Genomic DNA, 12633 nt, shown 5'->3' on the forward strand with positions numbered 1-12633 from the left:
CGCTCGCCGGCCGCCGACCCGGGCCGCCATCTGGAAGGATCACGCCATGGCCGCATCCCCCAGCACCGCCAGAGCCATCAACGACCGGAACGCCCTGCGGCTGCTCCAGCAGGAAGGCCAGCTGACGGCAGGGCAGTTGAAGCAGCTGACCGGTCTGTCCCGGCCGACCGTCGCCGACCTCGTCGAGCGGCTGACCGCGGCCGGGCTGATCACGGTGGTCGGGGAGGCCGGGGAGCAGCGGCGCGGGCCGAACGCGAAGGTGTACGGGATCGTCGCCGGCCGGGCGCAGCTGGCGGCGCTCGACGTACGCACCGAGGGTGTCGCCGTGGTCGTGTCCGACCTCGTCGGTACGGTTCTGGCCGAGGCCTACGCGCCGATCGCGGTGGACGCCGGGACCGGTCCGGCCGTGGAACGGGCGGTGGCGCTGGTCGAGCGGACGGTGAAGGAGGCGGGCGCCGACCGGCTGCACACCGTCGGCATCGGTGCCCCCGGGCTGATCGACCCGGCGAGCGGCGAACTGCGGGTGTCCAAGGGGCTGCCGGAATGGCACCGCCTGCTGGTGGCCGCGCTGCAGGAGCGGCTGCCCGAGGCGCGCGTCAGCCTCGAGAACGAGACCAACCTCGCCGCCCTGGCCGAGCAGCGCGACGGCGCCGCCAGGGACCGCGACACCTTCGTCCTGCTCTGGCTGGGCCACGGCACCGGCGCGGCCGTGATCCTGGACGGCTCCCTGCGCCGGGGCGCCTCCGGCGGCACGGGCGAGATCGGCTTCCTGCCGGTGCCGGGCACCCCGGGCCTGCCGTCGGCCACCGACTGCGGCGGCGGCTTCCACTCCCTCGCGGCCGCGGCGGCGGTCGCGGAACTGGCGGGGGAGCACGGGGTCGTGGCCGAGCCGGACACGGAACCGGTGGCGGCGGGAGCGGTACGGGCGGCCGCCGCAAGAGCACGCGAGGAGCCGGCCTCGGCGGACGCGCGCTTCCTCGACGCCCTCGCGGACCGCGTCGCCGTGGGGGTCGCGGCGGTGGCGGCGCTGCTGGATCCCGGATGCGTGGTGCTCGGCGGGGAGATCGGCCAGGCCGGCGGTACGGAACTCGCCGCCCGCGTACAGGCCCGGACGGCCCGGATGTCACCGCTGTCCACCGAGGTGCGTGCGAGCCTCCTGGGCGGCGGAGCGGTGCTGCGCGGTGCCCTCCTGACGGCCCGGGACCGCGCCCAGGACGAGCTCTTCGGCCCGCCCGCCGCCGCACCCTGATGCAGGGCGCCCCGTCCCGCCACCGGGCGCCCGCCCCGGCCCCCTCCGGCTCGCGCGCCTACGTGCCGACGTGTCCACGCCCCGCCCGTGTCGCCAGGAACTCCTCGAAGGTGCCCTTGCCCACCGCGTGCTCCGGGGCGAGATGGCCGCCGGCGCGGAAGGCGCGGTAGGCGGCGCCCCGGAGCGGAACCCTGACCACCGCGCGGCGTCGTCCCGTCGCCCGGAGGTAGGAGCGCGCCAGGGAGTCGAACGTCCTCACCTCCGGGCCGCCCATGTCCTCGACGCGCCCCGCGGGCCCGCCCCGGGCCAACTCGGCCAGGCGGTCCGCGACCTCGGTCACGTCGATCGGCTGGTCCTTCACATGGGACGGCAGCAGCAGCACCGGGAGCCTGCCCAGCCCTTGGAACACCGTGAGCAGCAGGTCGTGGAACTGGGTCGTGCGCAGTACGGTCCAGCCGATCCCCGACTCCTCGATCAGCCGCTCCACCGCGAACTTGGTCCGGTAGTAGCCGAACGGCACCCGGTCGACACCGACGATCGAGATGTACACGAGGTGCCCCACCCCGGCCCGCCGCGCTGCCGCGAGAAGGTTCTTCGCCGCCTGCTCGTCTCCGCCGCGCGGTGTGGTCGCACAGTGGACGATCGTGTCCACCCCCGTGACGGCCTCGTCCAACGTGCTGCCGCCCCGGCGCAGGTCCACGGCGTACGGACGGGAGTGCCGGCTGAGCACCCGCACCTCGTGCCCGTCCGTCCGCAACCGCTCGGTGAGGTGCCGGCCGAGGGCTCCGGTACCGCCGGTCACCAGGATCGTGGTCATGCTGCTCAGCCCCTTGGGAGACACGGGAGCTCCCCGCTGGAGCACCCTCGTCCACAGGGACGGATCGGCGGCCCCGAATGTGACACGGGATCACGGGCGATCCCGGCGGACGGCATGGTGAGGCCCGGCGGCGGGCAAGGGCCGTCGTCACCGCCGCCGGGCCGGTCTGTGTGGAGGCCGCATCAGACGCTAAGAGGACTAGACCACTATGGTCAATGGGTGAGGGCCGCTCAGGGGGCGCTCGGCGGCGTTCAACAGCGTTCAAGGGGGCAGGGCAGGGCGCGGGTTGGGTCACTGTGCGCCGATCGTGCGCCGGTGGCGCGTGGTGGCCGAGGGGCGACCGCGGGCGGACGGCGCATACGGCGCCTCCTCCTGTGAGGTACCCCACACCTCTCACCTGTATGGGTGGTGGCCGGGCATGGCACACTGGGCCCTGTACCAGCAGCAGCGCACTCCGGGGTCGGTGAAAGTCCGAACCGGCGGTTACAGTCCGCGACCCGGCCGCTTCCAGTGGCCGGTTGACCAGGTGAAATTCCTGGACCGACGGTTAAAGTCCGGATGGGAGGCAGTGCGCGGCGGGCGGGCATTCGTGCGCGCCGCCGTATCGGTTCGCCCTGAGGGCGAACTCCGTCCGGCGTCGCCCCCGGTGTACCTGCCCGTACTTCTGTCGTCATCGACAGCCCCGGAGTCCGTGCCCGAAGAGGCAGGAGGACCCGGGAAGTGTTCACCGGAATCGTCGAAGAACTGGGCGAGATCACCGCTGTCGAGACTCTCGACGACGCCTGTCGCTTCCGCCTGCGCGGCCCCCTCGTCACCGAGGGCGCGAAGCACGGCGACTCGATCGCCGTCAACGGCGTCTGCCTCACGGTCGTGGACCACGAGGGCGACGAGTTCACCGCCGACGTGATGGCCGAGACCCTGAACCGCTCCAGCCTCGGCGCCCTCGCCGTCGGCTCCCGGGTCAACCTCGAACGCCCCATGGCCCTGGGCGCCCGCCTCGGCGGCCACATCGTGCAGGGACACGTCGACGGGACCGGCCGGATCCTCGAACGCAAGCCGTCCGAGAACTGGGAGATCGTGAAGATCTCGCTCCCGGCCGAACTCTCCCGCTACGTCGTGGAGAAGGGCTCCATCACCGTCGACGGCATCAGCCTCACCGTCGTCGACGCCGGACCCGACTTCTTCACCGTCAGTCTGATCCCCACCACGCTCGCCCTGACCACCCTCGGCCTCAAGCAGAGCGGCGACCCGGTCAACCTCGAGGTGGACGTCATCGCCAAGTACGTCGAGCGGATGATCGGCGACCGGGTCATCGGTGAGGGGGCCACGCGGTGAACTGGCTGAACTCCGAGGCGTTCACCCTCTTCGACCAGCACATCAAGTGGTCGGACATGATCGGCAACGTGATCGGTCTGATCGCCCTGGCCCTCGGCTGGCGACGCTCCATCTGGACCTGGCCCGCCCAGTTCGTCTCGGGCCTGATCCTCTTCGCGGCCTTCGCCACCGCCCATCTCTCCGGCAGCGCGGGCAAGCAGATCGTCGTCATGCTGGTCGCCGCCTGGGGCTTCCGGCAGTGGAACCGCGGCCGGCAGCAGGCGCAGGACGGCTCCATCGCCGTCCGGTTCGCCACCGGCCTCGAGCGTGTACTCATGGTGGGCGCGGCGGCGATCGGCACCCTCGCGGTGGGCGGACTGTTCACGCTGTACCCGTCCCTGTCCTGGGACCCCTGGCCGGACGCGTACATCTTCGTCGGCACCGTCGTCGCCATGTACGCCCAGGCCCGCGGCATGGTCGAGTTCTGGTTCGCCTGGCTGCTGGTCGACCTCGTCGGCGTACCGCTGAACTTCGCCAACGGCTTCGCCTTCTCCGGCTTCGTCTACATCATCTACGGCGCGCTGGTCCTGTGGGGGCTGCGCGACTGGTGGCTGCGCTCCCGCGGGGACGCACGGCCCGCCCTGGAAGGAGCGCCGGCATGAGCACGGCACCGAGCCTGTACAGCACCGAGGACGCCGAGGACCTGACGCTCGACCCGGTCGAACAGGCCGTCGCCGACATCGCGGCCGGCCGCCCGGTCGTGGTCGTCGACGACGAGGACCGCGAGAACGAGGGAGACCTCGTCATCGCCGCCGAGAAGGTCACCCCCGAGATCGTCGCCTTCATGATGAGCGAATGCCGCGGACTGATCTGTGCCCCCATGGAGAGCGACGAACTGGACCGGCTCCGGCTCCCGCAGATGGTCGAGGACAACACCGAGTCGATGAAGACCGCGTTCACCGTCTCCGTGGACGCCTCCGCCGCCCACGGCGTGAGCACCGGCATCTCGGCCGCCGACCGTGCCACCACCCTCCGACTGCTCGCGAGCGGCACCGCCCAGCCGGCCGACTTCGTCCGCCCCGGCCACATCTTCCCGCTGCGCGCCCGCTCCGGCGGTGTGCTCGTGCGCGACGGCCACACCGAGGCCGCCGTCGACCTGGCCCGCCTCGCCGGACTGCGCCCGGCCGGCGCCATCGTCGAGATCGCCGGCGAGGACGGGCAGATGCTGCGCCTGCCCGAGCTGATCCCGTTCGCCCGCAAGCACGGCCTGACGATCATCTCCATCGAGGACCTGATCGCCTACCGCCGCTCCCCCAAGCTCTCGGCTTCTCCCCCGAGTTCTCAGCTCCGCTCGAACAGGGGGGACCCCCATGAGCAGGGGGGACCCCCATCCGAGCCCACCGTCCGCCGCGAGGCCGAGGTCGGGCTGCCCACCTCGCACGGCACCTTCACCGCCTACGGCTACCGTTCCACCGTCGACGGCGTCGAGCACGTCGCCCTCGTCCACGGCGAGATCGGCGACGGCGCGGACGTCCTCGTGCGCGTCCACTCCGAATGCCTCACCGGCGACGTCTTCGGCTCCCAGCGCTGCGACTGCGGCCCCCAGCTGGACGCCTCCCTGGACCGCATCCAGAAGGAGGGCCGGGGCGTCGTCGTCTACCTGCGCGGACACGAGGGGCGCGGCATCGGCCTGATGTCCAAACTGCGCGCCTACGAACTCCAGGAACGCGGGCGTGACACCCTCGACGCCAACCTCGAGCTAGGCCTTCCGGCCGACGCCCGTGACTACGGCGCCGGTGCGCAGATCCTCGCCGACCTCGGGGTGCGCGGCGTCCGCCTGCTGACCAACAACCCCGACAAGTCCGACGCGCTCGTCCGGCACGGCATCGAGGTCACCGGCCGCGAGCCGATGCCCGTCACCGCCGGCGAGCACAACATCCGCTACCTGCGTACCAAGCGCGACCGGATGGGCCACGACCTGCCCTGGCTGGACACACCGACCGTGCCGGCCTGCGGCAACCAGTGAGAGAACCAAGAGAACCAAGAGAACACCGAGGAGAGACGTGAGCGGCAAGGGTGCACCGGAACTGTCCGTACGCGACGTGGGGGACCTCCGCGTCGCCGTCGTCGCGGCACAGTGGCACGAGAAGGTGATGGACGGACTGGTCGACGGCGCCCTGCGCGCCCTGCACGACCTCGGCATCGACGAACCGACCCTGCTGAGGGTCCCCGGCAGCTGGGAACTCCCGGTCGTCGCCAAGGTCCTCGCCGGACGCGGCTACGACGCGATCGTCGCCCTCGGCGTCGTCATCCGGGGCGGCACACCCCACTTCGAGTATGTGTGCCAGGGCGTCACCCAGGGCCTCACCCAGGTCAGCGTCGACACCGGGGTGCCCGTCGGCTTCGGCCTGCTCACCTGCGACACCGAGGAACAGGCCCTGGACCGCGCCGGACTGCCCGGCTCCACCGAGGACAAGGGGCACGAGGCGGTCACGGCGGCGGTGGCGACCGCGGCCACGCTGCGTTCAGTATCCGAACCCTGGCGGTGAACAGGCCCCGACACCGCGTAGGGTGAGAACCACCATGTCCAAGAAGACGTTCGAGGAGCTCTTCACCGAGCTCCAGCACAAGGCCGCGCACGGCGACCCCGCCACCTCCCGCACCGCCGAACTGGTGGAAAAGGGCGTCCATGCCATCGGCAAGAAGGTCGTCGAAGAGGCCGCCGAGGTCTGGATGGCCGCCGAGCACGAGGGCAAGGAAGCGGCTGCCGAGGAGATCTCGCAGCTGCTCTACCACGTCCAGGTGATGATGGTCGCCCGAGGCATCTCCCTCGACGACGTCTACGCCCACCTGTGATCGCAGGCACCCACCCCACCACCACCCACACCGCAAAGGAAGCCGACCTCATGCTGCGCATCGCACTCCCCAACAAGGGTTCACTGGCAGGCCCTGCGGCGGAGATGCTGCATGAGGCCGGCTACCAGCAGCGCCGGGAGTCGAAGGAACTGAGGATCGTCGACCCGGTCAACGAGGTCGAGTTCTTCTACCTCCGCCCCCGGGACATCGCGATCTACGTCTCCTCCGGCCGCCTCGACATCGGCATCACCGGCCGGGACCTCCTGGTGGACTCGGGCGCCGAGGCCGAGGAGATCCTGCCCCTCGGCTTCGCCCGCTCCACCTTCCGCTTCGCCGCCAAGCCCAGTGTCGTGCGGAGCGTCACGGACCTCGGCGGCAGGACGGTCGCCACCTCCTACGAGGGGATCGTCGCCCGGCACCTCGCCGAACAGGGCATCGACGCCTCCGTGGTCCACCTCGACGGCGCCGTCGAGACCGCCGTCGAACTGGGCGTCGCCGAGATCATCGCGGACGTCGTCGAGACCGGCACCTCCCTGCGCAACGCGGGCCTGGAGGTGATCGGCGAACCGATCATGACCTCGGAGGCGGTCGTCATCCGCCGCACCGGCGCCGCGGCCGAGCCCGACGAGACCGTCGAGCCCAAGGTGGGGCAGTTCCTGCGGCGTCTCCAGGGCGTCCTCGTCGCCCGCACCTACGTGATGATGGACTACGACTGCCGGGTCGAGCAGTTGGAGAAGGCCGTCGCGCTGACCCCGGGCCTGGAGTCCCCGACCGTGTCCCCGCTGCACAACGAGGGCTGGGTCGCCGTCCGCGCCATGGTCCCCTCCAAGGAGGCCCAGCGCATCATGGACGACCTCTACGACATCGGTGCCCGCGCCATCCTCACCACGGCCATCCACGCCTGCCGTCTCTGACCCGGACCGACCCCGGAGCCGCACCATGCCGGACGCCCCCTCGGACCAGCCGTCCGACGTGCCCGCCCTGCCCGTCACCTTCCGTCCCGGTCGCACCCGCGCGGTGCTGCTCGGTGCGGCCGTCGCGCTCTTCGGGGCCCTCTCCCTGATCGCCCTGCTGCTGGAACAGGTCGACCCGGGCGAGCGGATCAGTTTCGTGTTCACCGGTGCCCTGCTGGCCGGCGGGCTGGTGCTGCTGGCCCGGCCCAGGGTCGACGCCGACGAGTCCGGCGTCACCGTCGTCAACATCGTCGGCAGGCGCCGCCTCGAATGGGCTCAGATCCTTCAGGTGAACCTTCGTCCGGGTGACCCCTGGGTCTTCCTCGACCTCAGCGACGGCACCAGCATGCCCGTGCTCGGCATCCAGCCGGGCATCGCCAAGGAACGCGCCATCGCCGACGCGCAGGCCCTGCGAGCGCTCACCGTGGCGCGTTCCCTGGCCGACCCCGATGCGTCACGGGGCTGATCCGGGGGACATCTCGGGGAGACATCGGGGTCGGCCACCCTGACGCGGCCGCCCATGTCTTGATTAATCTGGTGGGCGGAGGCGCGCCGACAGCGCCTTCGCCCCTGCCGCCCCGCCCGGTGCCCCAGGGGCTCCAGCTAACCGAGGAGTGACCCTCTCCGGCGATGGACGGATCGTCCTGCAGTACCTGCGCCGCCCCCTGTCGACATAGCGCGAGCCCGTTCCACGAGGTTCGTGACCGTGCGCAAGCGGCGGCATCATGACCACCCCTCTGCTGCTGCTCGCAGTCGCATTCCTGTTGATTCTCGCCAACGGGTTCTTCGTGGCCGCCGAGTTCGGCCTGGTCACCGTCGAACGACCGGACGCCGAACAGGCCGCCGCCGACGGCGACCGACGCGCCCACCGGGTCGTCGAATCACTCAAGGAGCTGTCCTTCCAGCTCTCCGGCACCCAGCTCGGCATCACCATCACCTCCCTGGTCGTCGGCATGCTCGCCCAACCGGCGCTCGCCGAGCTGCTGCGCGGCCCCGTCACCGGCACGGGCGTCCCCGAGGGCGCCGTCTCCACCATCGCCGTGGTCGTCGGCATGCTGCTGGCCTCGGCCGTGCAGATGGTGATCGGCGAGCTCGTGCCCAAGAACTGGGCGGTGTCCCGGCCGCTGCAGGTCGCGCGGTTCGTCGCCGGCCCGCAGCACGTCTTCGCCCGCCTGTTCCGCCCGGTCATCGCCGGACTGAACGCCGTGGCCAACCGGGTGGTGCGCACCCTGGGCATCGAGCCGACCGTGGAGCTGGCCTCCGCCCGCACGCCCGGCGAACTGGTCTCCCTGGCCCGGCACTCCGCACGGGCCGGCGCCCTGGAACAGGACACGGCGGACCTCTTCGTACGGACCCTGTCCCTGGGCGGGCTGACCGCGCAGCACGTCATGACCCCGCGTGTGAAGGTCAGCGCCCTGCAGTCCTCCGCGACCGTCGAGGACGTGGTGAACCTGACCCGGGCCACCGGCCTGTCCCGGTTCCCCGTCCACACGAAGCGGATCGACGAAGTCGTCGGCATGGCCCACCTCAAGGACGCCCTCGCGGTTCCCCCGCGGGACCGGCTGCGTACCCCCGTCGGCGACATCGCCCGCCCGGCGCTGCTCGTCCCCGAGACCCTGCCCGTCCGGCCGCTGCTGACGCGGCTGCGCAGCGAGCAGCCCATCGCGGTCGTCGTCGACGAGTACGGCGGCACGGCCGGAGTCGTCACGCTGGAGGACATCGTCGAGGAGATCGTCGGCGAGATCCTGGACGAGCACGACGAGCACGACGAGCTCCTCGGCGAGGCCCTCGAACTCGTCGCCGTCCCGTCGGAGGACGGCCACTCCGCCTGGGACGTCGACGGCAGCGTCCGCGTCGACACCCTGCTCCGCATCGGCCTCGACGTGCCCGGCGGACCCTACGAGACCGTCGCCGGCCTGGTCGCCGATCTGCTCGGCCGGATCCCGGCCGTCGGGGATCACGCGGAACTGCCCGGCTGGCGGCTGTCGGTCCGCCGCGTCGGCCACTACCGCGCCGAGTGCGTCCGCCTGGTCGAGGCGGCCCCGCCGCCACTCGTGGAGGCAGCCCGATGAGCGTGCTGCACCTCCTCTTCGCCGCCCTGCTCGTCCTCGCCAACGGATTCCTCGTGGGCGCCGAGTTCGCGCTGGTCTCCGTGCGCCGCAGCCAGATCGAACCGCTCGGCACCGCCCGGGCCCACCAGGTCCTGTACGGGCTCGAGCATCTGCCGCGGATGATGGCGGCGGCCCAGTTCGGCATCACCGTCTGCTCGCTGACCCTCGGAGCGGTCGCCGAACCGATGGTCGCCCACTTGCTGGAGCCGGTGTTCGAGTGGATCCAGCTGCCGCACGGCATGATCCATCCGCTCGGCTACGTCGTCGCACTCGCCGCTGTGGTCTTCTTCCACCTCGTCATCGGCGAGATGGTCCCGAAGAACCTCGCGATGGCCACCCCCGAGAAGGCCGCGCTGTGGCTGGGCCCCGGCCTGGTCTGGTTCGCCCGGCTGTGCCGACCCGTCACGACCGCGCTCGGCGCCTGTGCCGAGACCGTCCTGCGGGCCTTCCACGTCGAGCCGAAGGCCGAGGTCGAGGCCGCCTTCACCAGCGAGCAGCTGAACCGGCTGGTGGAGGACGCCGGTCAGGCGGGCCTCCTCGACCCCGAGGAGGCCGAGCGCCTGGAGGACGCCCTGGAGCTGGGATCCCGCCCGGTGACGGACGTCCTGCTGCCCCGTGAGTCACTGGTGACGGTCGGCCCCGAGGCCACCCCGGCACGGATCGTGGAACTCACCGCCCGCACCGGGTACTCCCGTTTCCCGGTCGCCGCGCAGAGCGGCGCCTTCATGGGCTACCTGCATGTCAAGGACGTGCTCGACCTGGAGGAGACCGACGGGGCCGTGCCGCAGCGGCTCTGGCGGCGCATGCCCACCCTCCGACCCGAACTCCCGCTGGACGACGCCCTCACCGTGATGCGCCGCGCCGCCACCCACCTGGCCCAGGTGGCCGACGCGTCCGGCCGGGCACAGGGTCTGGTGGCCCTGGAGGACGTACTGGAGCTGCTGGTCGGCGAGGTACGGGACCCGGCACACCGCGAGACGCCGGGCGCGCGGCCGGACACCGGGGCACACCCCGGTTCCGGGATGCCTCCGGATGCCGGAACGCTTCCGGACAGCGGGGCGGACGTCGGACCGACCGAGTCCAGGAACGGTGCCCCGGCAGGAGCGCTCACCCGCTGACCTCCGGCGTCGCGGGATCCGCCGGTGTCAGGGTGCCGGCGGATCCTGTGGGCCCCGCCCGGACAGCACCTCCCCGTACGCCTGCATCAGATCCGGCAGCCGCAGCGTCGCCAGGTCCTCCCGGGTCAGCGTGCCCGGGTACGCCGGATACGCCGACAGCCGCAGATCCCGGTACGCGCAGCTCTTCTCGTACAACGTCCGCAGGAACCGTCCGTTGCCCAGCTCGTCGATCCACCCCTGGTCCACCACGTGACCGGCGATGGACCGCAGCTCCTCCAGCGCCTCCTCGTCCCACACGTCGCCGTTCTCCGCGGCCAGCACCTCGCCGATCGCGGTGAGTTCGAGTGGCCGGTAGGACGGGAAGTCGACGCGCGTCGTGAAGCGGGAGGACAGCCCCGGGTTGGCACCGAGCAGACGGTCCATGCCCTCCGGGTAGCCGGCCAGTATGACCACCAGGTGGTCGCGGTTGTCCTCGGCCCGCTTCAGCAGCACCTGGAGCGCCTCGTCGCCGTACGCGTCGCCCTTGCCGTACCCGGAGTTGGAGAGCGCGTAGGCCTCGTCGACGAAGAGGACCCCGCCGAGCGCGGAGTCGATCAGCTCATTGGCCTTCACCGCCGTCTGCCCCAGGTACTCGCCGACCAGATCGGCCCGCTGCGCCTCCACGAGATGGTCCCCGCCGAGCAGCCCGAGGGCGTAGAAGACCCGGCCCAGGATGCGGGCCACCGTGGTCTTGCCGGTACCGGACGGGCCGGAGAAGACGAAGTGCCGTTTCGGCGGTTGCACCGGCAACCCCTGCCCGGCCCGTAGCCGTGCCATGTTCAACTGCGCCGACAGCGCCTTGACCTGGCGCTTCACCGGCTCCAGTCCCACCATGCGCTCCAGCTCGGCGAGCGCTTCCTCCAGTAAGGCGGGGTCGGTGGGGCCCGTGGGCAGTGACGGCACCGGGTCGCCGGTCCGCTCGCGCACCGAAGGCCCCGTGGCCGGCCGCGGGGCTGCGGGCTGCGGGTCCGGCTCGGACAGCATCAGATCGCGGCCCTCGGTGCCGAACAGCGGGTCGAGTGTGTCCGGGCCGTCCAGCAGGTCCGGGCCCGCCCCGCCGAGCGTGAGCGAGCCGGGATCGGCGGGGTCGTCGTAGCCGTCCCCCTCGGCGATGGCGGCGAGCCGGGCCGAGGTGTCCATGAAGGCCGGGTCGACACGGTGCACGGCCCGGTACAGGGGGACCGCGGCGGCGCTGCGGCCGGTGCCCTCGTGGGCGCGCGCCAGCCAGTACCGCAGTTCCTTGCGCTGCGGCTGCTCGCTGCGGCAGCGCATCAGGGCCGCCGACAGCAGCGGTTCGGCCTGCCCGTACATCTCCAGGCGCACCCGGGCCATACCGCCGAACAGGCCCGTCTCGATGCCGAGCAGCGGATCGCCGTGCAGCGGATCGGTGTGCCGGACCAACTGCTCCCAGTCCTTGACCAGATAGGCGCGGCAGGCGTGCAGGAAGCGGACCTGCGGGTCGGTGTCCACGGGAGGCAGGCCGGCGAGCGCGCGGTCCAGTTCGGGGACGTGGCGGCCGTCCAGCCAGTGGGAGGCGTGCGCGAGCAGCAGATCGCGGGGGCTCTCCAGCACCGGCTGCACCCACCAGCCCAGCCAGTACCAGGAATTGAGGGTACGGCGGTGCCGGGTGCGCTGTTCGCCGAAGCGGTCCCGGTGCCGGAACATGCGCAGCAGCGAGGCCGTCGTGTCGACGCGCAGCGCGTGCAGCCCGAGCCAGCCGTCCGCCATCCCCGGGTCGATCCGCACCGCGGCCCGGAACTCCTCCTCGGCCTGCGGATAGGCGCCCATGGTGTAGGCGTCCACGCCCCGCAGCCAGGCGAGGTCGGCCGGGGCCTGCGGGCCCTGCGTGCCGAAGTCCATCACGTCCCCCCACAAACCGTGCCCCGTCGGTATGCCCCACCGGCCCTCGCCCGCCGGCTGCCGTGAGGCGAACCGCTGCGCTGCGGACCGGAGTTGCACGGTGCGCGAAGCGGCGTCCGTAGGTCGCACCGAAGGCATCGTACCTGCGGCGGTGCCGCCTCCGTAGGGGTGCCGCACCCGCCGAGGAACAGAGGCGGGCGGGAGAGCTTCGACGCGTGTTGTGACCGAGAGTGATCAACGTATGCCGCTCGGCAGCCGGAAAAGGCGAAGAGGGCAGAACGAAGCCCCCGATCACGGGGGAACAACCGGGGGCTTC

At 71.9% G+C, this 12633-nt stretch carries 12 protein-coding genes and 1 riboswitch; of the genes, 10 read left to right on the forward strand and 2 right to left on the reverse strand.

What is annotated here, in order from left to right; genetic code table 11:
• Window positions 1–46 precede the first annotated feature (46 nt).
• Entirely contained in the window at window positions 47–1249 is a 1203-nt protein-coding gene (locus AC6F7H_RS25190; protein WP_500759231.1) for an ROK family transcriptional regulator, read from the forward strand.
• Between the two features lie 58 nt (window positions 1250–1307).
• Here the strand turns inward: AC6F7H_RS25190 and AC6F7H_RS25195 are convergent, their stop codons facing one another.
• Complete coding sequence (locus AC6F7H_RS25195) at window positions 1308–2066, reverse strand: SDR family oxidoreductase (protein WP_500759233.1); 759 nt, start codon at window positions 2064–2066, stop codon at window positions 1308–1310.
• Between the two features lie 445 nt (window positions 2067–2511).
• Window positions 2512–2642, forward strand: a riboswitch (FMN riboswitch).
• A gap of 144 nt (window positions 2643–2786) precedes the next feature.
• Here AC6F7H_RS25195 and AC6F7H_RS25200 point away from each other — a divergent pair.
• The 9 genes from AC6F7H_RS25200 to AC6F7H_RS25240 all read left to right on the forward strand — a co-directional run bounded on the left by AC6F7H_RS25200 (window position 2787) and on the right by AC6F7H_RS25240 (window position 10418).
• The gene (locus tag AC6F7H_RS25200) at window positions 2787–3401 is read left to right on the forward strand and encodes a riboflavin synthase (protein WP_109379426.1); all 615 of its coding nucleotides are present in this window, start codon (window positions 2787–2789) and stop codon (window positions 3399–3401) included.
• Window positions 3398–4042 (forward strand): nicotinamide mononucleotide transporter family protein, encoded by a 645-nt coding sequence (locus AC6F7H_RS25205; RefSeq protein WP_500759236.1) that lies wholly within the window; start codon window positions 3398–3400, stop codon window positions 4040–4042. The genes AC6F7H_RS25200 and AC6F7H_RS25205 overlap by 4 nt, the downstream gene beginning before the upstream one ends.
• Entirely contained in the window at window positions 4039–5406 is a 1368-nt protein-coding gene (ribB, locus tag AC6F7H_RS25210) for a 3,4-dihydroxy-2-butanone-4-phosphate synthase (RefSeq protein WP_500759237.1), read from the forward strand. Before AC6F7H_RS25205 ends, ribB begins: the two co-directional genes overlap by 4 nt.
• A 37-nt stretch (window positions 5407–5443) precedes the next feature.
• Window positions 5444–5929, forward strand: coding sequence for a 6,7-dimethyl-8-ribityllumazine synthase (gene ribH, locus AC6F7H_RS25215; protein WP_457456016.1), 486 nt, complete (start codon window positions 5444–5446; stop codon window positions 5927–5929).
• Window positions 5930–5963: 34 nt separating this feature from the next.
• The gene (locus AC6F7H_RS25220; RefSeq protein ID WP_010046365.1) at window positions 5964–6236 is read left to right on the forward strand and encodes a phosphoribosyl-ATP diphosphatase; all 273 of its coding nucleotides are present in this window, start codon (window positions 5964–5966) and stop codon (window positions 6234–6236) included.
• A gap of 50 nt (window positions 6237–6286) precedes the next feature.
• Window positions 6287–7150 carry an ATP phosphoribosyltransferase gene (hisG, locus tag AC6F7H_RS25225; RefSeq protein WP_500759238.1) on the forward strand — a complete coding sequence of 288 codons (864 nt, stop codon included), beginning with the start codon at window positions 6287–6289 and terminating at the stop codon, window positions 7148–7150.
• A gap of 25 nt (window positions 7151–7175) precedes the next feature.
• Entirely contained in the window at window positions 7176–7655 is a 480-nt protein-coding gene (locus tag AC6F7H_RS25230) for a PH domain-containing protein (RefSeq protein ID WP_500759240.1), read from the forward strand.
• Between the two features lie 259 nt (window positions 7656–7914).
• Complete coding sequence (locus AC6F7H_RS25235) at window positions 7915–9261, forward strand: hemolysin family protein (RefSeq protein WP_500759242.1); 1347 nt, start codon at window positions 7915–7917, stop codon at window positions 9259–9261.
• The gene (locus AC6F7H_RS25240) at window positions 9258–10418 is read left to right on the forward strand and encodes a hemolysin family protein (RefSeq protein ID WP_500759243.1); all 1161 of its coding nucleotides are present in this window, start codon (window positions 9258–9260) and stop codon (window positions 10416–10418) included. The genes AC6F7H_RS25235 and AC6F7H_RS25240 overlap by 4 nt, the downstream gene beginning before the upstream one ends.
• 27 nt (window positions 10419–10445) lie before the next feature.
• Here the strand turns inward: AC6F7H_RS25240 and AC6F7H_RS25245 are convergent, their stop codons facing one another.
• Window positions 10446–12317, reverse strand: a complete 1872-nt coding sequence (locus AC6F7H_RS25245) for an AAA family ATPase (protein ID WP_500762041.1) — start codon at window positions 12315–12317, stop codon at window positions 10446–10448.
• Window positions 12318–12633: the final 316 nt, after the last annotated feature.

The organism is Streptomyces sp. MMS24-W38 (assembly GCF_059889265.1).